The sequence below is a fragment of the Aestuariivirga sp. genome (assembly GCF_041738905.1).
Lineage (GTDB): Bacteria > Pseudomonadota > Alphaproteobacteria > Rhizobiales > Aestuariivirgaceae > Aestuariivirga.
This window is the reverse complement of record NZ_JBGSOZ010000011.1, coordinates 1-21,938: the sequence shown is the minus strand read 5'-3', so window position 1 is coordinate 21,938 and position 21,938 is coordinate 1. Positions and strand designations below refer to the sequence as shown.

Below are 21,938 nucleotides of genomic sequence, written 5' to 3'. Positions count from 1 at the left end.
CTTCCAAAGCCATCCCCGGTTGTGGTGAGTTGAGAAGGCCGACTTTACCGCAATCCGCCCTGCGCCGCTTCGCGCTGCAGGACGGCGGCGTGATCAAGTGCGCACTGATCTTCATTTGGCAGAGCCACGAACAATCCCGCTGCCGTGCGCGCGTAGCCGCAGGCCGGAACAAGCTTGTCGCCCGCGGCAAGCCGTGCCGCGAAAGAGCCGCAGAAACAGTCTCCGGCTCCATGGCTCGACAACATCTGTACGTCCAGCGCGGCAATGTCCGTTCGCTTGCCATCGCGCGCGAGCAGAGTGAGACCTTCCCCACCCCGCGTGAGGATCACGTCGCGCGAGGACCACCGCAAGGCATCCAGCGCGGCGTTGGCATCGTCGTATCCCGACATCATCTTTGCCTCGACGCGATTGACGATGAGAACGTCCACCAGATCAAGAAGGCTCGACCCGATGGGCCGCGCGGGCGCGGCGTTGAGCACGACTTTGGCGCCGCGCTCCTTGGCCATGCGCGCTGCGGCGAGGCTGACGGGTTCCGGAATTTCGTTCTGCAACAGCAGAACCTTGCAGTTCCACAGGGGCGCCCATGCCGTGCCGATGGCTGCGGGATCGAAGGTGAGATTGGCGCCTGAAACGACTACGGCACCATATTCACCATGCGCCTCGGTGATGGCGACGCTCATGCCGCTGCCAGTCAGGCGGTCCGTCCCGACGCAGGATATATCGACGCCGGCTTCCACGAGGTTGGTTCGCAGCCGCTCACCGAAATCGTCAGCGCCCGTCTGTCCGCCGAAAGCCACCTTCGCGCCGAAACGCGCCGCGGCCACGGCCTGGTTGCCGCCCTTGCCGCCGCACTTGGTGCCCCAGGACTGGCCGATCAACGTCTCATCGAGCGCGGGCAACCGCGGTGCCGCCACCATGATGTCGAGATGGAGCGAGCCGACGACCGCGACGTCGATCATGCCGCACCATAGAGCGCCGTCTGGAGAATGCGCTGGCTTGTCACCGCATCCTGCGCGGCGATGGCGCTATCGAGCGCCGCGTTGCCGCGCAACCGGTCGAGCACGCGGGCCATGCCTTCGACGGCGGAAATATTGGCCTGGCATTCCAGAACGGGATCTAGTCCCACCGCATCGGGGAACGTGTCGAAGTAGATGGCGTTGCGATAGCCGAGTTTCTCCAACGTATAGAGAAGTTCAAGCGTCTGGATCACATGGACGCTGCCCGCCACCAACCCGTCGTCGCGCTTGCCGTAACCGTCATTGAGATGAACGCCCAGCAGGCGCGAGCGGCGGGAAATCAGGGCCGCCGCATAAGCCGGCATTTCGTCCGCATACAGAACATGCGCGAAGTCGAGCGTCACGCCCATGTTCTTGGCGTCGACGTCCCCCACCATCAGCAGCGTCGTCGCCACATCGGGGAGCAGGCTGAAGGCGCGCGGCTCATTGGGCTTGTACTCGATCGAAATATCGATTTTCGGATTATGGGCCGCAATCACGCGAAGCGCCTCGGCGACATCGTCCCACATGCGGAGATAGTCGGCCTGGAAGGAATAGTCGAAACCGTCCTGCCCCAGCCACAGCGTCATCAGGTCGCCGCCGGCTTCCGAAAGCGCGTCGATACCACGGAGCGTCAGGTCCAGCGCCTTGCTCCTGGTGCCGGCATCAGGATGCGCCAGCGCGCCCTTCTTGTAGCCGGGATCGGAATAGTAACGCATGGCAAAGCCATTGAGGCTGATGCCCAGTCCATCGAGCTTGGCGCGAATATCCTTCGCGGTCGTTCCTTCCAGATGGTCCGGGAAGTTGAAATCGACGGCGGAGAGGCCTGGCACCGTGGCGGCGCGTTCGATGAGGTCGAGCGACGTGATTCGATTCCGCCCGGGCCAGACTTTCGCGGCATCGGACTTGAAGCCGTTCAACCGGGTGGCATAGGCGAAGCGGGTCTGGAGCGCGGTCACGGCATGTCCTCTCGGCTTGCAGGGGTCAGGCCGTTCCGTTACCAATTTGGCTCTGAGATTGCACTTTGAAAGAATGGAAACCCGATGGCCCACATGCAAGACCGGATCAAGGCCTGGACCAAGGCGCTCATGATGATCCCCGGCCTTTCGGGGTATGAGGGCAACGTCCGGCGCTACATCAAGGCCGAGCTTCATGCGTTGGGCCTCGCCACGCGCACCGACAGGCTCGGAAACCTGATCGCCACGATCGCGGGCGACGATGAGTTGCCCTCGGTGATGTTCATTGCCCACATGGACCAGTTGGGCCTCATCGTGCGGAAGATCGAGGCCAATGGCCTGATCCGCGTCGAGCGGTTGGGCGGCGTGCCGGAGAAGGCGCTGCCCGCGCAGGAGGTGCTGCTCTGCGTGGGCCACGGCCGCACTATTCCGGGCGTCATTGCCAACAAGAGCCACCATGCGACAACGCCCGAAGAGAAATACAAGGTCACGCCCTATCCCGATCTCTATATCGACTGCGGATTTGAGAGTGCCGCGGAAACGCTTGCCGCTGGCATCAATGTGGGAACGCCGATCGTCTATGCCCCGAACGTGGTTGAGCTTGCCGGCACGCGGCTGGCGGGTACATCGATCGACGACCGTGCCGCCTGCGCCATCCAGCTCGAACTGGCGCGGGAACTTTCCAAGCGCAAGACAGGCCCCGCGGTTCATCTCGTGTTTTCGGTGCAAGAGGAATTCAATCTGCGCGGCGCCATCACGGCCGCACAGGTGATAGAGCCCGACATCTGCATCCAGCTCGACCTGGCGCTCGCCACCGATACGCCCGACATGGGCCATCGCGGCGACGTGCGGCTGGGGGCTGGCCCGGTCATGGGCATGTACTCCTTCCACGGCCGCGGAACGTTGAACGGCTGCCTGCCGCACCCGGCCATGGTGAAGATGATGGAGGATGCCTCGAAAGCGGCCAGCATCAACCTGCAGCGCAGCGCCCATATCGGCGCCTTGACCGAAACCTCATATGTGCAGCTCGTCGGCCAGGGTGTCGCCTGCATCGACATGGGTTTCCCCGCCCGCTACACGCATTCGGCCCTGGAAGTCTGCGATTTGGCTGACCTCGAAAGCCTGACCCTGCTGCTCATCGCAGCAGTTCACGGCATCGATGCCAGCTTCTCGCTCGACCGCGACGACTACATCGAATGAAACATTATCTGGGCGTCGATGTCGGCACTTACGAAACCAAGGGTGTGATCACCGACGGCGAAGGCCGTGTCGTAGCGCATGCGGCGCGCCCGCACCAGATGATCGTGCCGCAACCCGGCTGGGCGGAACATCGCGCCGAGGAAGACTGGTGGGGCGATTTCGCCTTCGTGACCCGGAAGATGCTGGATGAGTCTCGCATCGACCCGAAGTCGATCGCAGGAATTGGCTGCAGTGCCATCGGCCCTTGCATGCTGCCGGTGGACCGCGACGGCACGCCCTTGATGAACGGCGTGCTCTACGGTGTCGACACGCGCGCCACCCGCGAAATTGCCGATTTGAACGCCATGATCGGCGACGACGTGATCCTCGCGCGCTGCCGCAACGCTTTGACGACGCAGGCTGCCGGACCCAAGATCCTCTGGCTCAAGCGCAACCGCCCGGAGATCTACGCCAGGACGCACAAGGTATTGAACTCCACCTCCTTCATCGTCCACCGCCTCACGGGCGCTTTCACCATCGATCACTATTCGGCGGGAAATTCGACACCCTTCTACATGGCGGACACGCTGGACTGGAGCGACGAACTGGCGCCCGGCGCGATCGACATCGGGCTGATGCCCGAATTGCGCTGGACGACCGATATCGTCGGCCATGTGACACCAAAGGCCGCCGAGGCAACGGGGCTTGCGGCCGGAACGCCCGTCATCGCCGGCACCATCGACGCGGCGGCGGAAGCGGTGAGCGTGGGGGTCACCGATCCCGGCCAGATGATGGTGATGTATGGCTCGACCATCTTCATCATCGAGATCACGGCTGAAAGGATCAGCGATTCACGCCTGTGGTACGGGCCCTGGCTGTTCAAGGGCCAGCACGCGGCCATGGCGGGCATTTCGACCACAGGCACGCTCACCCACTGGTTCCGGCGCGTGGCAGCAAAGGACCTTGACCCCGCAGACGCCATCCGCATTCTCAATGAGGAGGCGGAGGCCTCGCCGCCCGGCGCCAATGGCGTGGTGGTGCTGCCGTATTTCTCGGGCGCGCTGAGCCCCCTCTTCGACCCGCAGGCGAAAGGCATGATCTTCGGCCTCGACCTCACACATACGCGGGGCGACCTCTTCCGTGCCGCGTTGGAAGGCGTGGCGCAGGCCACGCGGCACGTACTCGAAACCTATGCCTTGGCTGGCCAGCCGCCGCGCGAAATCTATGCGGTGGGCGGCGGCACCAAGAGCAAGGTCTGGCGGGAGGCGACGTCCGACTCCTGCAATGCGGTGCAGATGCTGCGCGAGAAGAACTGGGGCGCATCTTTCGGCGATGCCTTCCTCGCAGCGCTCGCGGTTGGCGATGTGAAACCCGGCGACATGGCGACGTGGAACCCGGTCACGGCGAAAGTCATTCCAAACGCAGCAAACCGCGCGGCTTATGATCAGCTTTATGGGCGCTTTCGCGGACTCTACGAAGCCTCGAAGCCCTACCGCTGAAAGACCCTACTTCACCGATCCTGTTGTCAGCCCCTTGACGATGTAGCGCTCGAGGAACACGCCGATGATGATGAGCGGAAGGATGGCCGCCGAGGCAAGTGCTGCCATGGACCACCACGAGATTCCCTGGCTGCCGGTTTGGCTGGCGACCATGACAGGCAGCGTCTTGGCGTTGGTGGAGGTCAGAAGTGCTGCGAAGAAATACTCGTTCCAGCACAGGATGACGGAGAGGATGAAGGCCGCCACCATGCCCGGAAGCGCGATGGGCAGGATGATGCGGAAGAACGCGCCCCAGGCCGAGCAGCCATCGACGAGGGCGGCCTGTTCGAGTTCCTGCGGGATGGTATCGAACTGGTCCTTCATGATCCAGATGACGATGGGCAGGACCGACAGCGTGTAGATGAGGATGAGGCCGATCATCGAGTCGAGCAGCGCCAGTTCCTTGTAGAGAACGAGGAAGGGCATGGCGAGCACGACGGGCGGCAGGATCAACTGCGACAGGAAGAAGAACGAGATGTCGCGGTTCTTCCATATCTTCCAGCGGTACTGGAAGCGGCTCAGACCATAGGCGGCGGTGGAGCCGATGATGAGCGCAAGGAGCGAGGCGCCGATCGAGGCCTGGATCGAATTCCAGAAGCGCTTGACGAATTCGGTGCGTGGCGTTGATTCGGTGAAGATCGTGTCGGGCGACAAGCCGATGGCGCGAAGGCCAAGCCAGGCGGGCTTGAAATCAACCCACGGGATGATGTGGCCGAGCTGCACGTCCTTTGCCACCTTGAATGTGGTCGAGAAGGTCCAGAAGATCGGGAACAGCGCAATGATCGTCCAGACGATCAGCGCGGTATAGATCAGGATGCGCTTCAGGGCGTGGGGCATGTCAGGTCGCCCTCTGCATGTGCTTGCTGGTGAACACGAGCAGCAGCGCCACGAAGATGATGATGAGGATCAGGTAGACCTCCGCCACCATGGTGCCATAGCCCACGTTGGAGCGGTCCTTGTATTCGCGGAAGATGAAGCTCGAGATGGTATCGGTCGCGCCGCCGGGGCCACCCGCGGTCGTGTTGATGACGATGTCAGCGAGCTTCAATTGGAAGATGATGCGCAGGATGATGGTCGTCATGGAAACGGGAAGCATCAGCGGGAAGGTGATCTGCCAGAAGCCCTGCCAGCCGGTGGCGCCATCGACTTTTGCTGCCTCCTGAACCTCCTTCGACAGGGCCTGCAGTCCTGCGAGGATCATGATCATCATGAAGGGAATCCACACCCACGCATCCATTAATGCGATGGTGATCTTCGCAAGCCATGGCGAGGTCAGCAGCGACGGGTTCTCCCAGCCGAGCTGGCGCAGGAGATTGGTGACCGGCCCGAAGCGGTATTCGAGCATCGACTTGCCGATCATCCAGCTCACCGCAACGGGAGACAGCATGAAAGGCAGGAGGAAGGCGACGCGGAAGAATTTCTGCGCCTTGATATCGGCGTTGAGCAGAAGCGCCAGTCCGAATGCAATGGCATATTGCACCAGCACCGTCGCCACATAGAACACCATGTTGCCGAGCGCGTTCCAGAAATACGAGTCGGCGAGGAGCTGGTAAAAGTTGGCCAGTCCATTGAACTGCCGCCCACCCGCGGATTGCAGGTTCCAATCGCTAAAGGCGATGAAGAAGCCGAAGAACGTGGGGAATATGACCAGCGCTACCGTGAACAGAATGGCGGGCAATACGAAGAGCGCACGCCAGCCATATTCACCGTCGCGCAGGATCAGGCCCCAGCACAGGGCGATCGACCACAGGATATAGGCCAGGAGGATCGGCTGCCAGTTGGCAAAGCCAAAGGAAACGACACCTGTGGCAAACAACGCCTGCCAGAGGATGAGAAGGCCGAGCAGGATCGTTGAAACACGGATGAGCAGGCTGCCCGCTCTCTGCCGCTGTGGCGAGACGACGGACGGCACGGCATCATGGCCAGGCGCGGCAGATGGAATCGCAGTCATGTTGGCCGTGTTTGAACTTTCGCTGAAAAAGAATCGGGCCGGCGGATCGCTCCGCCGGCCCGTCTGTCATTACATGCCGAGAGACGACTTGTAGAGCTTGATCTGGTTATCGCGTCCAAGCTGGTCGGTGATCTTCTCCCATGCGGCGGCAATCGCATCCGCTCCGGCCTGCGCCGTCGCCTGACCGGCATAGATCTTGGCCAGTTCGTCCTCGGCGACCGAGTAGTACTGGAAGATGCCGGGAATGCGCGGCTCGATGGCGGCGTTCGGGTGATTGTAGGAATCGGCCTGCGACTTGAGATACGACGTGATGAAGGCCTCGTCGTAACCCGCGCCCACCCATTCCGGAATGCTGAAATGGCTCTGGCGATAGGGCTGGAAGCCTGACGGGTAGGCTGCCATCCACAGCGAGATGTCCTTGCCGCCAAGGTGCGCGGCGAGCGACCATGCTGCCTTCTGCTTTACAGGGTCCGCATCGACGCGGGCCATCACGTAGATGCCCCAGCCGATATAGGCCATGTTCGGCGCGAAGTTCGGGCCGGACTCCAGCTTGTCCCAAGCGCCGGTCTTGGCGTTGTAGACGTCGTCCGATCCGGGAAGGATCGAAAACGCCGTTTTGCCCTGGATGACGGACGAGTCATTGGTGTTGACGTTCGAGCCGATGTCACCCCACCACGAGAGCATGGTGCCGGTGCCGGCGAGGAACTGCTGGAAGCCCGTCGTGCCGGGATCGGCATTGAGCTGGTCGGCAGGTTCCGAAGGCAGGCAGTCGAGCACGTCTTGGATGGCGCGCACCCAGGCCGGATTGTTGACGCGCGGCTTCATCGTGTCGGCGTCGAACAGGAAGGCCTTGTCGTCGGGGTGCTTGGCATAGGCCGTCGCGCGGCTGCCGAGGAAGTAGAAGGCGAAGCCGCCCCAGCCCTTGGTTGGGTCGAGATAGCCATAGAGATCCTGGCCGTCGAGCTTCTTGCCCTTCAGGAACTTGGTCGCGGCATTGACCTGCTGCCAGGTGGTGGGAACCGCCCAGTCCGTGGCATTGCCGGCCGTCTTCCATTCCTCTGCGAGGCCCGCATCCGCGAACACGTCGGAACGGTAGTTGAAGTTATGGCAATCGCCGTCGCAAGAGATGCGATAGGTCTTGCCATCCCATGTGCCGACCGGCGCCTTGAGGTAACCGACGTAATCATCCATGTCGATCTGCTTGGCAACCCAGTCCGGCATGACCGATGCGAGGCCCTTGCCGCAGACATCGCCCTCGAAGGGAGCGCCCATCTCGATCACGTCGAAGTCGACGGTACCCGTGGCGATCGACTGCTGGAGACGCGCGTTGTAGTCGGCCTGCGCAAGGTCGATCCAGTTGATGGTGGCGCCGGTGTAATCCGCCCAGGCCTTCGACAACCCACGGAATAGCACGTTGTGGACGTTCTGGTTGTTGAGGCCCATGAACGAGAGCTCGACGCCCTTGAACTCGCCTTCCTTGACATTTGCCTTGGTCGGCTCGAGGCACATCTCGCCAACCTTCTGCCAGTCGGCATCGGTCGGCTGACCGGCACCCACGCCGGGAATCTTGAGGATGGCCGCGCGCAGGTCGTCCTGCGCAAAGGCTGTCTGCACGTTGAAGGCAGACGGGCCTACAGCGCCAAGGGCTGCAGCACCGGCCGCGCCCTTCAGCATCGCGCGGCGGCTCATCATCATGTTGTAGAGTTCGATCTTCATAGTCCTGGGTCCTCCCGTTGAGCGTCCGTTGTCATACGGTGCAATCTTCTGCGCAGCCGTTGTGACGGTTGCGTTTGTTGTAACCAGATGTCGAATTGAACGCGGAGCCGACTATGCAAGATGCTGCGCCAAAGTCAACGAAGCCAAGGCCTTGAATCGCAACGGCAAGCCCAACTTGTCGTGCGCTGCAATATGTGCAATGCACAAACCGCCTGACACTTCAGCACTCCAGCAAAATCACGAAATGCGGTTGCCTGTTTTCGCGTCGAAGAGATGAACCAGCGACAGTTCGGGCGACATGGCAATCAACTCGCCCGGCTTTGTCGTCACGCGCTCGCGAAACACGCCGATGATCTTCTCGCCCGCGATCTTCGCGATCACCTGGGTTTCGGAACCGGTTGGTTCTATGACCGTCACCGTTGCCTTGAGATCGCCGCCGAGCACCAGATGTTCCGGCCGGATGCCATAGATGGCGTCCAGCCCATCGGAACCCGTAGGGACCGAGGCCAGCGGCAGTTTCGTCCCGTCCTTCGTCTCGAACCACGGCGTGGAGCCGGCACGAATGGTGCCCTTGAACATGTTCATGGATGGCGAACCGATGAAGCCTGCGACGAACAGATTGGCAGGCCGGTCATAAAGATCGAGCGGCGTGCCGATCTGCTCGACGATCCCGTCATGCAGCACCACGATACGGTCGGCCATGGTCATGGCCTCCACCTGGTCATGAGTGACGTAGACAGTGGTGGTCTTGAGCCGTTGGTGAAGTTCCTTGATCTCGGCCCGCATCTGCACGCGGAGCTTCGCGTCCAGGTTGGAGAGCGGTTCGTCGAAGAGAAACACCTGTGGCGCCCGCACGATGGCGCGGCCCATGGCAACACGCTGTCTCTGTCCGCCAGAGAGCTGGCGCGGATACCGGGCGAGGTAAGGCATGAGGTCGAGGATTTCGGCGGCCCGCTTCACGCGCGCATCGATCTCGGTCTTCGGCGTTTTCCTGAGCTTCAGCGCGAAGCCCATGTTTTCCGCCACCGTCTTGTGCGGGTAGAGTGCGTAGTTCTGGAACACCATGGCAATGTCGCGGTCCTTCGGTTGAAGGCCGTTCACCACCTTCGAGCCGATCTTGATGTCGCCGCCCGTGATGTCTTCAAGTCCTGCGATCATCCGAAGCAAAGTGGATTTGCCGCAACCGGACGGCCCCACCAGCGCCACGAACTCCCCGTCCGACATGCTCATGGAGACGCCATGGATCACCTCCTGGTCGCCATAGGCCTTGCGCACGTTCACGATATCGACTGAAGCCAAGTCTTTTCCCCCGAGTGCCGCAACCGCTCGACGCGGCTTTATTGTGGCGGCGGAGACTATGCTAACAATCCCAACCCGTCGAGAGGGATCGGACGCAAACACAAGGACAAGTCATGCGCTATGAAATGATGCTGCCGCACCAGATACGGGCGGCGATCGAGAAGAACCTCCCCGTCATCCTGCCGATGGGCGTGCTCGAATATCATGGCGAGCACATGGCCGTCGGCATGGACACGCTGGCCGTGGTCAAGATGCTCGACCTTCTGGAAAAGGAAGCAGAGATCGTGATCCTGCCGACGTTCTATTATGGCGCCGCAAGCTTCGCGGTCGAGCCACCGGAAGGCAACGGTTCAGTCCACGTCGATTCAGGGGCACTCCATCCTTTCGCCAAGGAACTCTTCAACGGACTGCTGCGTGTGGGCTTCCGCAACATCCACGGGTTCATTCATCACCAGACCGAAAACTTCACGGTCGGCATGCCCACCGACCTTGCCTTCAAGTTCGCGGCACGTCAGGCGATTTTCGCTTTCCTTGAAAAGGATCGCGGCGAAGGCTGGTGGGGCAATGACAAGATGGCAGACTATTACGCCCAGCAGGCCGGTGGTAGCGATCCGTTCAACTGGATCAGGTTTCATCCGTTGATGACGAAGGACACCATCGGGCAATATCCCTTCGACCATGCCGGCGAGGGAGAAACTTCGCTGATGATGGCGCTGTGCCCAGAGGCGGTGGACATGACGCATTTGCACGACAGGCAGCAATGGTATGTGAAGTCGGCCGCCTATGCCTCCTCGGAAACCGGCAACCGCGCGCGTGACCTGATCCTCGCCCACATGCGCAACGTGTTGGGGCTGCCTGAAAGGCCCTGAGCAGCGCCGTCAGATCAGTTCGATCTGCTGCAGCATGATGAGGATTCGCAGTTGTCGGAATTCGCGCTCCAGATGCTTCCGGTAGGCGCGCCACCAGTCGCGGTCCGGATGCTCAAGGATGACTTCGAAGATGACGATGTCGTCTTGGTGCATCTTGTCCGCTTGGCGCCAGAGGCCGGTGGCGGGGGATTCCATATGTGAGGTCACACCGCCGAAACGCCGCGACAGTTCTTCCTCGACGGCCGCGAAATTCCACTCCGCAAAGCGCTTGCCGTCATTGTCGCTCAGTGGAAGATAGATGCGCGCGATGTGCATGTCGTGATGGGCCTTCCCGCAATCGGCCCACACGTTAGCCGTTGGCGCCTGCAGAGGCCATCGGAACCTTTTCCATCGTCATGCATTGGGGCCCGAATGCACATGTCTCTCAACAGCACGCCTCATTGCCCGGAACGGGCAGGCTTGCTTCAGTCTAACCATCCCCCGGTCCGGGGCGTGGGAGGCACTGCAATTGCCGGATAGCAGCTCACGCCGGCCAAGCATGTCACGTGGGGCACGCGCGCGCAACTCCGCGGGCCTGATGATCGCGGCCGTCATTGTCCTCCCGCTGGTCCTGCTGGCCGCTGCCGCCTGGCGCGACTACCAGAACGTGACAGCGCAGGTAGAGCGGGAAGTGAACAGCGGGCGCGACCTGCTCCATCAGCACGCCCTGTCGGTATTCCTCACCCATGAAGTCATTGCCCGCAGCATCATGATCCGCATCCGGGGCATGAGCTGGGACGAGATCCAGACGTCACGCACCGTTCACGACTTCATGAAGGAAACCGCGAGCCAGTTTCCACAAGTACATTCGATCTGGCTGAACGACGCCAACGGCAAGGCGCGCGCCAGCAGCGCCATGTTCCCCGTGCCGGACGTCAGCGTCGCGGACCGCGAATACTACCAGCTCCTGAAGACGACCGACCAGCCCATCGTGGTGGCACGGCCCTTCGCGGCCAAGCTGGGCACACCGGCCGAGGTCTTCAACGTGTCGTTCCGGATCACCGCACCCGATGGATCCTTCAATGGCCTTGTCGGCACGGCCATCTCGACGGAATATTTCCGCAAGGTCTTCGAGACGCTCGATGCCGCGGGCGACCCGGACGGCTCCAGCAGCCTGCTCCGCGACGACGGAGCCATCCTCGTCCGCAGTCCGGCAATGCCCGATGCGGCAGACGGAAGCAGCGCTATCGGCCCGCACCTTCCGGACCTTGTTCGCGGCATGAAATCGGGACGATTCGCGAAATCGCTAGATGCGAACGGCATCTGGCGGAACTATGCCTTCGCACGAGTCGACGGATTTCCGGTCTATGTGGGCCGCGGTATGAGCCAGGCAGCGGTCGAACGGCGCTGGTACAGCAACCTCGTGACCTATGTTGCCTTCTTTGTTTCGAGCGTCCTAGTATTGCTCGCCCTCGGATTGTTCGCATGGCGCCAGCACCGGACCGTGCTCGACAATGCGGCGAACCTTGAATTGCTTGTCGCGGAACGCACGAAACACCTGAACCAGGCACTGGAGGAAAAGACCGCCTTCTTCCGGGAGGTCCACCATCGCGTGAAGAACAACCTCCAGATCATTTCAAGCCTCGTCCGGCTTCAGGAAAGCCATGGCGAGGGCCCAAGAAACATCGAACACCGCATTCAGGCGATGGCGCTGGTCCACGAACTTCTCTATTCCCGCGCCGAAGCCACCGACCTCGATCTGGCCGAATACATTCCGCGCCTTTGCACCGCGCTGGAAGCGACGGCGGTGCGGGGAGCAACATGCGTGGTTGATGCGGTACCAGCCCCCATCGACCTCGAACGCGCCGTTCCCTTTGCACTAATCCTCAGCGAGGTGGTGACCAATGCCTTTAAGCACGCCCGTCCCCCAAGTGAACGGCTCGAGGTGAAAGTGTCGCTCGCCCGCGACGGGGAGGACCTTGTGCTGGACGTCAACGACAACGGCGAGGCTGGTCCTGCTCCCAACGGCTCGGGCAAGGGCTTCGGACTGAAGCTTATCCGTGCGCTGACGGTGCAACTCGACGGAACCAGCGGCTTCAGGATTGACGGCGGAACATCCTTCACGCTCAGGTTTCCAGCGCGGCGGGAGGCTGAAAAAGCAGATCAAGCCTAGCGAAACCGCAGGCAACGCCATAGCCGCTCTTCCGTTCGCGCGGCAGGTATCATAAGGGCACAGGAAACATTTCCAGGTTCCATGTCCACATGATTCGCATCGAAAGCATCAGCAAGCAGAACGGTCATCAGATCCTCTTCATTGAGGCTTCTGCGGCGCTTCACAAGGGGGAGAAGGTCGGCCTCGTGGGGCCGAACGGAGCCGGCAAGACCACGCTCTTCCGGATGATCACCGGCCAGGAAGACCCTGACGAAGGCCAGGTGTCGGTCGACCGTGGCGTGACCATCGGATATTTCAGCCAGGACGTGGGCGAGATGTCGGGGCAGAGTGCCGTCTCCGAGGTGATGGATGGTGCTGGCCCCGTGAGCAGGGTCGCTGCCGAAATGAAGGATCTCGAAGCCGCGATGGCCGATCCGGACAAGGCTGATGACATGGACCGGATCATCGAGCGCTACGGCGAGGTGCAGGCGCAATTCGAGGAACTCGATGGCTACGCGCTGGAAAGCCGCGCCCGCGAGGTTCTCGCGGGCCTGAGCTTCAGCCAGGAGATGATGGATGGCGACGTGGGAGCCCTCTCGGGCGGCTGGAAGATGCGCGTGGCGCTGGCCCGCATTCTCCTGATGCGCCCGGATGCGATGCTGCTCGATGAGCCGAGCAACCACCTCGATCTCGAAAGCCTCATCTGGCTGGAAGACTTCCTGAAGAATTATGACGGCGTGCTGCTGATGACCTCGCATGATCGCGAGTTCATGAACCGCATCGTCTCCAAGATCGTGGAGATCGATGGCGGCGAATTGACGAGCTATTCGGGCGACTATGAATTCTACGAGCAGCAGCGCGCCCTGAACGAGAAGCAGCAGCAGGCGCAGTTCGAGCGCCAGCAGTCGATGCTCGCCAAGGAGATCAAGTTCATCGAGCGCTTCAAGGCCCGCGCCTCTCACGCCGCTCAGGTGCAGAGCCGGGTGAAGAAACTCGAGAAGATCGACCGCGTGGAGCCGCCGAAGCGGCGGCAGACGGTGGCCTTCGACTTCCCATCGGCTCCGCGCTCCGGCGAGGATGTGGCGAGCCTCAAGAACGTCCACAAGCGCTATGGTAGCCGCAGCATCTACGAGGGTCTCGACTTCAGCGTCCGCCGCAAGGAGCGCTGGTGCGTGCTGGGCGTCAACGGTGCTGGCAAATCGACCTTGCTGAAACTGGTGACGGGCTCCACGCAGCCCGACGAAGGCACTGTCAACCTCGGCGGCAGCGTGAAGATGGGCTACTTCGCGCAGCACGCCATGGAACTGCTCGACGGCGAAGACACCGTCTTCCAGTCTCTCGAATCATCCTTTCCCCAGGCTGGTCAGGGTTCATTGCGCGCACTTGCCGGCTGTTTCGGTTTTTCGGGTGATGACGTGGAGAAGCGCTGCCGCGTGCTGTCGGGTGGCGAGAAGGCGCGCCTGGTGATGGCGAAGATGCTCTACGACCCGCCGAATTTCCTGGTGCTCGACGAGCCCACCAACCATCTCGACCTGCTCACCAAGGAAATGCTCATCAAGGCGCTGGCGCAATATGAAGGCACCATGCTCTTCGTCTCGCACGACCGGCACTTTCTCGCAGCGCTGTCGAACCGCGTGCTGGAACTGACGCCTGATGGCACGCATGTCTATGGCGGCGGCTACACGGAATATGTGGCCGGCACTGGTCACGAGGCCCCGGGCCTTCACAGCTGAAGAGGACTGCGCTGGCCCCTATTCCTGCTGGTCATCAGGAGGCGGAGGTTCCTCCCCGCCATCGCTGCTGCCGACAAAGGAAAAGCAGTTGTAGTATGTTGGAAGCTGCTCTGTAGCGGCGCATTGCGCGATCACGGCCAGTTCGCTTTCGTCCTCATACTGCAGATACGGCGCAATCAGATAGCGCGTCTGGTTGTCAGGCGAGTTGCCAAAGCGGTCGATCTGGCCTTCGAGCTCGGGGCTCACCGCAAGGATGGCGCGCCGCAGCTCGTCACCTTTCAGGAAGTTGTCGGGGAGCTGGTCAAAAGGCCCGTCGAAGTAATTGTTGATCGAGGTGTTGAACTGATTCACCCCCACAAGGATCTTCCGGTTCTGGAAGCGGTCGGCATAGAAGGCAAAGCCGGAGCGGATGCCGATCGACAGCCGGTCAGATGCGATCAGGACGTTGAACTGGTCGGCGGGAGGCGCCGATTCATCCAGGATGAACATGAAGATCTTCAGGTCTTCATGAAACACCAGAAAGAAACGCACGCCCGATTCATCGAAGACAGGGCCAAGGTAGGTCTCGCCTGCGCCGACGGCGCCCGGAGGCGGAACCACGCCTGACAGATCGTTCAGCTCGAAGCGGACGGTCTTGCCCTCGAAGGACACGTCATAGCTGAGAGGGCCCGCCTTCTTGACGGTCACGCCATCCTTGGCGCCAAGCACGGCGTTGTAGTCCGCCTCGTCACGCTGCCAGTATGTGAATTCCTTGAAGTAATTGAAATGGACCAGGCCTTCGTCACGGTCTTCCGCATCGAAGCGGATGTTTCCCGCATACTTGATGGCGCCGTGGTGGAAAGAAAAATAGAAGTAGTTCTCGGTCGGATAGACCTTCACCGTGGCCGGAAGACTGCCGAGTATGGTCCGGAAGACGGCTGTCTGGTCGTCGACCTTGAAGTCAGGTTCCCGCCGCACTTCGTCAATGTACTGCTGATTGGTATGGACGGTGGTCGTGCCTGCCGCTGCGTCGCCCGTCAGGGACGGGATGAGCGTGAGCGACGACAGGAAGGCTGCTGCCAGAATGCGGAACGCCATGACGCGTGAACTCCTTGAAAGAAAAATTGTAACCGTGCGGCGATCCTGCGCCGCACGGTTTGATGCTCACGGCGCAACTATCTTACGACCACCATTTCACTCGTCTGCGGATTGTGTACCCGCTTCTTCTTGACCGGAACATCGCCCTGTTGCGCAGCCGCGCTCTTCTTCTTGCCATGTTGCGGCTGCTTGTCGGCATCGCTCTTCCGCTTGCTGTGCTGCGGCTGCTTGTCGGCATCGCTCTTCCGCTTGCTGTGCTGCGGCTGCCTGTCGGCGTCGCTCTTCCGCTTGCTGTGCTGCGGCTGCCTGTCGGCGTCGCTCTTCCGCTTGCTGTGCTGCGGCTGCCTGTCGGCGTCGCTCTTCTTCTTGCCATGCTGCGGCTGCTTGTCGGCATCGCTCTTCCGCTTGCTGTGCTGCGGCTGCCTGTCGGCGTCGCTCTTCCGCTTGCTGTGCTGCGGCCGCTTGTCGGCATCACTCTTCTGCTTGCTATGCTGAGGACGCCCGTCATCACCCCAGGTCTTGCCCTTGTTGTGAGTGCTCCGGCCCTTCACATGATCCGGACGGTTGTCATCACCCCAGGTCTTGCCCTTGTTGTGAGTGCTCCGGCCCTTCACATGATCCGGCCTGCCGTCATCACCCCAGGTCTTGCCCTTGTTGTGATAGCTCCGGCCCTTCACATGATCCGGACGGTTGTCATCACCCCAGGTCTTGCCCTTGTTGTGATAGCTCCGGCCCTTCACATGATCCGGACGGTTGTTATCGCCCCAGGTCTTGCCCTTGTTGTGGTAACTCCGGCCCTTCACATGATTGGGGTTGTTGCCATCCCAGCTCCTGGCCTTCTGGTGATAGCTGCGGCCCTTGACGTGGTTGCCCGTCCAGCTGCGGTCCTTCACATGGTAGGACCGCGACCTGTCATGGTTGCCCGTCCACGACCGATCCTTGACGTGGTAGGACTTCGACTTCACGTGACCGTTGCCCCATGTGCGGCTCTTCACATGGTATGACCTGTCGCGGTGGTGATTGCCGTCCCAGCTCCGCGCCTTGTTGTGATAGCTGCGGCTTCTCAGGTGCCATGACCGGTCGCGGGAGTGCCAGGAATAGTTCCGGTCATGCAGCGACCGCCCCCTCAGATGCCAACTCCTCGCCTTGGAGTGATACGATCCGCCGCGCCAGTGCCATGACTCGTTGCGCGAGTGATAGGACTGGTTGCGCCAGTGCCACGACCGGTCGACATCGTGCCATGAGCCCTCGCGGTAATGCCATGAACGGTCGACCCGGTGACTGTTTGAAGCCCACTTGTTATGGCTCATGTTCAGCGTGTGAACCGGCCAGTCGCCCGGCGGCTCCTCGGGTGGCAGCAGTTCCTCTTCGGGAACGTCGATTTCGGTGAGCGGCGGCGCGCTTGCGCACAGCTCGAAGATCGCCACGTCGCCGATCTTGGTGGCGTCGTTGCGGGAGAACTCTGCAGCCGAAGGGGCCCGCGCATTGAGGCCGACGTCGGTGTCGATCATGTAGGAGTTGTCGAGAGCCGCCGTGCTCTGGCTTGGCCCAAGCGGAACAAAGGCATCGGCGGGCGTTCCCTGAAGCCCATGCACTTCTATGACGTCGCTGTGCTCGCCCGTCGCGAGATTCGTGCAGGGGCCATCGGCGGAGCACAGGCCGTCACCCGTCATCCACACCGATTGTGACGGCGCGGACATGTTGGCGGAGGCATCGCCGAAGCCGTAACCGAAGGCGGCGCCACCGGAGGCGCTTGAAAACTCGACCGGTTCCCCATCCCTGATGCTGCGGTCGTGGAAGCCGACGTCATAGCGGCCCTTCGGCCGCCAGATGCCGTCCTGTCCACGTTCATAGCGCAGCACGCGCGACTCATAGGGCGTGGTGAAAGGCTCGGTATTGCCGAGTCCCAGATTGCGCATGCCGCCGCGCTCGGAGACCAGCATCACGTCCTGCGGGCCGCACTGGGCAAAGCTGATGTCCGACACCGGATTGCTGTTGCCCGCCTTGTCGCCCATCGCGGCCTTCACCGGCCAATAGGGGGCCATGAAGAACTCGCGCCGCACGGAAGATTCGTCGAACAGCCCGTCCTGGGTGATCGCAACCGACCACACCGAATTCCGCCGGTCGTCTCCAGCATCGGCCCACTCGGGATTGCCGAAGGCGTCGCTGCCCCAGACCGAGTAGAACAGCCTCACCTCACCCGAAGCATCCTGCCGGACGTTCAGGCCCCACACGCGGCGGCGGAAATCGGCAATGTTCCAGCATTCCGGCGTGGTGGCGAAATCACCTGCACACGTCCCGACCTGAGCGGACGTCGAGGGATCGAAACTGACCGGAGGCAGCGAGGTTCGCTGACCTGTCCACGCATCGAGGAAACTGGCGCGGCCCGCGGTGCCGTGGTCGAAGCGGCCCATGTCGCGGCCGGTCTTGTCGTCGAGGCTGTGGATCATGCCCGTCTCCATGTCGGAGACGAAGAGGCGGCGATGCCAGCGGTCATGCGCGATATTGCCAAGTGCTGCGCCGCTGTTCGGCCGGCCATCCAGCGTCACGTCGGTGAATTTCTCGGCAAGATAGCCGGTGTCGGGGCTGATCACATAGATGCTGCCGGGGCCCGCATCGGGGCCCCACATGCCACCCATCCATTCCGTGTTGCCGGGCGCCTTGCCGGTCAGGTGCAGGCCGAATGCGGCCGTGGCCGAAAGGAAGATGTCAGGCTCGGTCTCACCCGGCCTGTCCGCCAGGGCAACGCCGAAGACCTGGCCCACCTCGCCTGCGGTTACAAAGAGCCGCTGGGGGTCGTCGACCCAGTGCTGTCCTGCGGGCGGCTGGCCCGGACGGCGGATGTCGATGATACTGGCGCTGATGCCGTTGATGTCGATGACCGGCACCGGTTGACCCTCAGCGTCGGGTTGGTCGAACCAGTGCGAAAATCGTGTGACGACGGCCTCGCCCGGCCGCATGGGCACGAGATCTCCTCCGGGCGGCGGCTCGCCAGCGCCCGTAGCGGCATCGCCCGGCGGAGCCTGGTCGTCGGGAACATACGTCTCATCGTCGGGGAGCGGCGGTGGTGGCGGGGGCTCCTCGTCGGCATGTGCCGATCCGGCCCCAATAGGTATGGAAATACTGCCCGGCAGGACACCCGCGATCAGCGAAAGGGCTGCGGCCGCAAGGGCAATCCGAAGTGCGGACAATCGAAGGTGCGACATGAATCCATGCTCCCAGTTTCCTGCCTTGCCCCTCGAGGCCTCCACACTACGCCCGTGGACGGTCTGGTCAAGGCCTGTTCAGGATTGCGGCAATCTCAGAATCAGTATTGCAAATTCTGCGGCTGCGGGCCTTGATGAGAATCAAACACGCCCATCATCCGGGCCACATGGCGCGCGATGGCCAGCGACGATGTGAGGCCGGGCGATTCGATTCCGAAGAGGTTGACGATGCCGGCCAAGGCATTCTGTGCCGCCCCTTCGATGATGAAATCGGCGAAGGACGAGTCGGGTCCGTGAACCTTTGGCCTGATGCCCGCATAGGATGGCGTGATATCCCGGCTGCCGATGCCGGGCCAGAACCTGCGGCAAGCTTCGCGGAATTCCGAAACAATGCTGTCCGCAACCGAATAGTCAAGGGACTGAACCCATTCGATATTCGGACCCAGCCGGGCGCGGCCGTCGAGGTCCATGGTGACATGCGTGCCAAGCGCGCCCGGCACCGGTATCGGGTAGATCAGCCGCGTGAACGGTGAACGGCCCGACACCGCGCAATAGCTTCCCTTGGCGAGATGGCGCGGCGGGAGAGCCGTGGCATCGACACCCTCTATCGAAGCGGCAATGCCATGGGCTCCATGGCCTGCGCAATTCACGATGGTCCGGCAGTGAAGTTCGGAGGTCTCGCTCCGATCATCTGCAAGGACTGCGATGTGACCCGCCCCATCGCGGCGGGCCGATTGGAAAGACGTGCGCAGAACGATGCCCGCGCCATGGGCTTCCGCGTCGCCCTGCAGCGCCAGCATGTACCCGTGGCTGTCGACGATGCCGTTCGAGGGCGAGAGCAAGGCCGCCACGCACGATACCTCTGGCTCGAGTGCAATGGCCTCCTCCCGCGTCAGCCATTGCAGGTCGGTCACGCCATTCAGCCGAGCGGCCTCGGCCAACTGTTGCAGCTTTGTAATCTCTGCTGGCGTGGTCGCCACGATCAGCTTGCCGATGGCCGGCGCCTCCACACCCCGCGCCGCGCAGAAGTCATAGAGAAGCTGGCGCCCCTCGACACACAGGCGCGCCTTCAGCGTTCCGGCGGGATAGTAGATGCCGGCATGGATGACCTCCGAGTTTCGCGACGACGTCTCGGAGCCGATGTCCGCGGCCTTGTCGACCACCAAAACCTCACGCCCGGCGATGGCCAATTCGCGTGCCACGGCGAGCCCCACGACGCCGGCTCCGACAACGAGCGTTTCGATCCGGTCCAAGTTCCATCAACCCGCGTTCAGGCGGTGCATCGTATAGCGGACCGAAGCATCATCGCAGAGCCGCCTGTAATTCCGGTAGAGCGCATCATAGGCAGACTTGTGTTCGGCTCGCGGTGCGCATGTGGTGGACTCCTTCGCGCCGTAGCGCCTGGTTCCCTCCGCATAGTCCGCGACGATGCCCGCCGCGACCGCACCATGGATGGCGGCCCCGACCGATGTCGCATTTGCGATGACGGGAATCTCCACGCTTCGCCCCAGCACATCCGCCATGATCTGGACGAGCAGCGGATTCCTGCCGGCCAGCCCGCTGGTGAGAACCAGGCGGGTGATGGCAAAGCCCCCCGCCTCGAACAACTCGACGATCGAACGCGCGCCATAGCTGATGGACTCGATCAGCGCGCGATAGATATCGACGGAGGTGGTGCTCATGGTGAGACCCATCAACAGGCCGCTCAGGCGCGAGTCGGCCAGCGGAACCCGGTTGCCGTTCCACCAGTCCAGCGCCACCAGGCGGTTGGCGCCCGGCGGAAGCTTCGCGGCCTCGCCATTGTAGAATGCGAAACTCTCGTCTGCCGTCGCGCCGGCGGGAAACGTCTTCACGAACCACGACAGGACATCGCCGAAGCTGGCCTGCCCTGCCTCATAGCACCACAGGCCCCGGATCGTTCCGTCCTTCGCCACGCCCTCGATACCCTTCGGCAGAGGCTGAAACTGTTCCGAGAGCAGGAGGTACACAGCGGACGTTCCAAGCGCTCCTGTGAGGCATCCATCTGACACAGCTCCGATGGCCGGCAGCACCACATGCGAATCGATCACGGCGACTGCCACGATTGCATCGCCCGCGATGCCGGTCCTGTCGCGCCACGCCTCGCACAATCCCCCCGCAGGCGAGCCGATGGGCAAGGGGTCGGCAAGCCGTGACGAGAGTCCTGGCACCAGATGAACGGGATAACCTGTGTCAGCCGAATACTGCGCCTTGTAGGCTGCAAAGCCGAGGCTGCGAAGTTCGCTCCCCGTCAGCTGCCAGACCATCCAGTCGCCCGATTCGATGAAGCGCCCGGTCTCATCCCAGATCGCTGGCGCTTCCGCGGCGATCTGCGCGGCCTTGGCCAGCAGCCATTCGCCCGAGAGCTTGCCGCCGAAATTGTCGAGAAACGCACCGCCCTTGGCATTGATGGCATCGGCATGGGATTGCGCCGCACCGTGCTTCCACAGTTTCACATAGGCGTGGGGCTCAGCTGTATGAAGCTGCGAGAGCGGCACGCCTTCGGCTGTAACGGGCATCGGCGAACTTGCGGTGAAGCCGAGGCCGATCGACTGGATCACGCGGCCACGCCCGAGCTTGCCGAGAATATCCTCAGCCGCTTCCACGTAGTCAGCGGCATTCTGCAAGGCCCAGGAGCGTCCCAGAGCCGTGCCGTCCGGCAGGCTCTGCGTCATCACGCCATGACGGTAGGGATGCACGCAATCCGCCACCTGATCGCCCGTTGCGGCATCGATCAGCACGCCGCGCGCCGAGTCCGTTCCGTAGTCGAGGCCGATGATGTAACGCGCCGTCATGCCGGATTGCCGGTGAAGTTCATCTCGATCAAGATCTCCCGCAGCATCCACCATCCGGGCCGGCTGGCGAACACGGCATCATGCAAACCGGCAAGCTACCGTCCGCTGCCGATTCGTCAAAGCATGTGGATGAGGCCTGACGTGCACCCGCGCCCTGTTTACAGGACGAAGTCCGACGCCTGGATCGTGAGGAGCCCGGTGAGTGCCACCTGGAAGTCGGTGAGGCCGTCGCCATCCACATCGCCCTCGACGACGGTGAGGGAGCTGACATTCCTCTGGACGAAGCGGAGCTGGGAGGCTCCGCTGGCCTCGAACGCCGCATCTCCGATGAAGGCGAAGCTGGCGATGGCGGAGACGTCGATCAGGTCGATGCCCTGCTCGAAATCCTCGATGACGTCGCGCTGGCCCGTCATGCTGTCGGTGGCGGTTTCGAACACGAAGCTGTCGGCGCCGCCGCCGCCGCGCAGCGTGTCGC

General features: G+C 62.2%; 17 protein-coding genes. 5 read left to right on the top strand and 12 right to left on the bottom strand.

Annotation, left to right across the window (positions count from 1 at the left end; translation table 11 throughout):
* Positions 1-44 precede the first annotated feature (44 nt).
* On the bottom strand, positions 45-959 hold the full coding sequence (locus tag ACEW8Q_RS00955; RefSeq protein ID WP_373502178.1) for a ribokinase: 915 nt from the start codon (positions 957-959) through the stop codon (positions 45-47).
* Complete coding sequence (locus tag ACEW8Q_RS00950; RefSeq protein ID WP_373502177.1) at positions 956-1,954, bottom strand: TIM barrel protein; 999 nt, start codon at positions 1,952-1,954, stop codon at positions 956-958. Before ACEW8Q_RS00950 ends, ACEW8Q_RS00955 begins: the two co-directional genes overlap by 4 nt.
* A gap of 84 nt (positions 1,955-2,038) precedes the next feature.
* Between ACEW8Q_RS00950 and ACEW8Q_RS00945 the strand changes: the two genes are divergently transcribed.
* Both ACEW8Q_RS00945 and ACEW8Q_RS00940 read left to right on the top strand, forming a co-directional pair.
* On the top strand, positions 2,039-3,151 hold the full coding sequence (locus ACEW8Q_RS00945; RefSeq protein ID WP_373502176.1) for a M42 family metallopeptidase: 1,113 nt from the start codon (positions 2,039-2,041) through the stop codon (positions 3,149-3,151).
* On the top strand, positions 3,148-4,629 hold the full coding sequence (locus ACEW8Q_RS00940; protein ID WP_373502175.1) for an FGGY-family carbohydrate kinase: 1,482 nt from the start codon (positions 3,148-3,150) through the stop codon (positions 4,627-4,629). The genes ACEW8Q_RS00945 and ACEW8Q_RS00940 overlap by 4 nt, the downstream gene beginning before the upstream one ends.
* A gap of 6 nt (positions 4,630-4,635) precedes the next feature.
* On the opposite strand, the gene ACEW8Q_RS00935 is transcribed toward ACEW8Q_RS00940, so the two are convergent.
* The 4 genes from ACEW8Q_RS00935 to ACEW8Q_RS00920 all read right to left on the bottom strand — a co-directional run bounded on the left by ACEW8Q_RS00935 (position 4,636) and on the right by ACEW8Q_RS00920 (position 9,634).
* Complete coding sequence (locus ACEW8Q_RS00935) at positions 4,636-5,505, bottom strand: carbohydrate ABC transporter permease (protein ID WP_373502174.1); 870 nt, start codon at positions 5,503-5,505, stop codon at positions 4,636-4,638.
* A gap of 1 nt (position 5,506) precedes the next feature.
* Positions 5,507-6,619, bottom strand: coding sequence for a carbohydrate ABC transporter permease (locus ACEW8Q_RS00930; RefSeq protein ID WP_373502173.1), 1,113 nt, complete (start codon positions 6,617-6,619; stop codon positions 5,507-5,509).
* A gap of 69 nt (positions 6,620-6,688) precedes the next feature.
* Positions 6,689-8,335 carry an ABC transporter substrate-binding protein gene (locus ACEW8Q_RS00925; RefSeq protein WP_373502172.1) on the bottom strand — a complete coding sequence of 549 codons (1,647 nt, stop codon included), beginning with the start codon at positions 8,333-8,335 and terminating at the stop codon, positions 6,689-6,691.
* Positions 8,336-8,572: 237 nt separating this feature from the next.
* Complete coding sequence (locus ACEW8Q_RS00920; RefSeq protein ID WP_373502171.1) at positions 8,573-9,634, bottom strand: ABC transporter ATP-binding protein; 1,062 nt, start codon at positions 9,632-9,634, stop codon at positions 8,573-8,575.
* A 113-nt stretch (positions 9,635-9,747) separates the two neighbouring features.
* On the opposite strand from ACEW8Q_RS00920, the gene ACEW8Q_RS00915 reads away from it, so the two are divergent.
* On the top strand, positions 9,748-10,503 hold the full coding sequence (locus ACEW8Q_RS00915; RefSeq protein WP_373502170.1) for a creatininase family protein: 756 nt from the start codon (positions 9,748-9,750) through the stop codon (positions 10,501-10,503).
* Between the two features lie 9 nt (positions 10,504-10,512).
* Here the strand turns inward: ACEW8Q_RS00915 and ACEW8Q_RS00910 are convergent, their stop codons facing one another.
* Positions 10,513-10,818: a hypothetical protein gene (locus ACEW8Q_RS00910; protein WP_373502169.1), complete on the bottom strand. Its 306-nt coding sequence runs from the start codon at positions 10,816-10,818 to the stop codon at positions 10,513-10,515.
* 223 nt (positions 10,819-11,041) lie between these two features.
* On the opposite strand from ACEW8Q_RS00910, the gene ACEW8Q_RS00905 reads away from it, so the two are divergent.
* Both ACEW8Q_RS00905 and ACEW8Q_RS00900 read left to right on the top strand, forming a co-directional pair.
* Entirely contained in the window at positions 11,042-12,655 is a 1,614-nt protein-coding gene (locus ACEW8Q_RS00905; protein ID WP_373502168.1) for a sensor histidine kinase, read from the top strand.
* 89 nt (positions 12,656-12,744) lie between these two features.
* Positions 12,745-14,367, top strand: coding sequence for an ABC-F family ATP-binding cassette domain-containing protein (locus ACEW8Q_RS00900; RefSeq protein ID WP_373502167.1), 1,623 nt, complete (start codon positions 12,745-12,747; stop codon positions 14,365-14,367).
* An 18-nt stretch (positions 14,368-14,385) separates the two neighbouring features.
* Here ACEW8Q_RS00900 and ACEW8Q_RS00895 read toward each other — a convergent pair whose 3' ends face one another.
* The 5 genes from ACEW8Q_RS00895 to ACEW8Q_RS00875 all read right to left on the bottom strand — a co-directional run.
* Entirely contained in the window at positions 14,386-15,444 is a 1,059-nt protein-coding gene (locus tag ACEW8Q_RS00895; RefSeq protein WP_373502166.1) for a hypothetical protein, read from the bottom strand.
* 77 nt (positions 15,445-15,521) lie between these two features.
* Positions 15,522-18,650, bottom strand: coding sequence for a hypothetical protein (locus ACEW8Q_RS00890; protein ID WP_373502165.1), 3,129 nt, complete (start codon positions 18,648-18,650; stop codon positions 15,522-15,524).
* Positions 18,651-18,751: 101 nt separating this feature from the next.
* The gene (locus tag ACEW8Q_RS00885) at positions 18,752-19,903 is read right to left on the bottom strand and encodes an NAD(P)/FAD-dependent oxidoreductase (protein WP_373502164.1); all 1,152 of its coding nucleotides are present in this window, start codon (positions 19,901-19,903) and stop codon (positions 18,752-18,754) included.
* Between the two features lie 6 nt (positions 19,904-19,909).
* On the bottom strand, positions 19,910-21,463 hold the full coding sequence (locus ACEW8Q_RS00880; protein ID WP_373502163.1) for a ribulokinase: 1,554 nt from the start codon (positions 21,461-21,463) through the stop codon (positions 19,910-19,912).
* A 158-nt stretch (positions 21,464-21,621) separates the two neighbouring features.
* Positions 21,622-21,938 (bottom strand): M10 family metallopeptidase C-terminal domain-containing protein (locus ACEW8Q_RS00875; RefSeq protein WP_373502162.1); only part of this gene is annotated, 317 nt, incomplete at its 5' end.

Bases quoted from the DNA above. Each gene is read 5' to 3' on its own strand.
- ACEW8Q_RS00915 (WP_373502170.1), top strand. From the start codon at position 9,748: ATGCGCTATGAAATGATGCTGCCGCACCAGATACGGGCGGCGATCGAG.
- ACEW8Q_RS00955 (WP_373502178.1), bottom strand. From the start codon at position 959: ATGATCGACGTCGCGGTCGTCGGCTCGCTCCATCTCGACATCATGGTG.
- ACEW8Q_RS00890 (WP_373502165.1), bottom strand. From the start codon at position 18,650: ATGTCGCACCTTCGATTGTCCGCACTTCGGATTGCCCTTGCGGCCGCA.
- ACEW8Q_RS00925 (WP_373502172.1), bottom strand. From the start codon at position 8,335: ATGAAGATCGAACTCTACAACATGATGATGAGCCGCCGCGCGATGCTG.
- ACEW8Q_RS00895 (WP_373502166.1), bottom strand. From the start codon at position 15,444: ATGGCGTTCCGCATTCTGGCAGCAGCCTTCCTGTCGTCGCTCACGCTC.
- ACEW8Q_RS00930 (WP_373502173.1), bottom strand. From the start codon at position 6,619: ATGACTGCGATTCCATCTGCCGCGCCTGGCCATGATGCCGTGCCGTCC.
- ACEW8Q_RS00905 (WP_373502168.1), top strand. From the start codon at position 11,042: ATGTCACGTGGGGCACGCGCGCGCAACTCCGCGGGCCTGATGATCGCG.
- ACEW8Q_RS00900 (WP_373502167.1), top strand. From the start codon at position 12,745: ATGATTCGCATCGAAAGCATCAGCAAGCAGAACGGTCATCAGATCCTC.
- ACEW8Q_RS00945 (WP_373502176.1), top strand. From the start codon at position 2,039: ATGGCCCACATGCAAGACCGGATCAAGGCCTGGACCAAGGCGCTCATG.
- ACEW8Q_RS00880 (WP_373502163.1), bottom strand. From the start codon at position 21,463: ATGACGGCGCGTTACATCATCGGCCTCGACTACGGAACGGACTCGGCG.
- ACEW8Q_RS00940 (WP_373502175.1), top strand. From the start codon at position 3,148: ATGAAACATTATCTGGGCGTCGATGTCGGCACTTACGAAACCAAGGGT.
- ACEW8Q_RS00935 (WP_373502174.1), bottom strand. From the start codon at position 5,505: ATGCCCCACGCCCTGAAGCGCATCCTGATCTATACCGCGCTGATCGTC.
- ACEW8Q_RS00910 (WP_373502169.1), bottom strand. From the start codon at position 10,818: ATGCACATCGCGCGCATCTATCTTCCACTGAGCGACAATGACGGCAAG.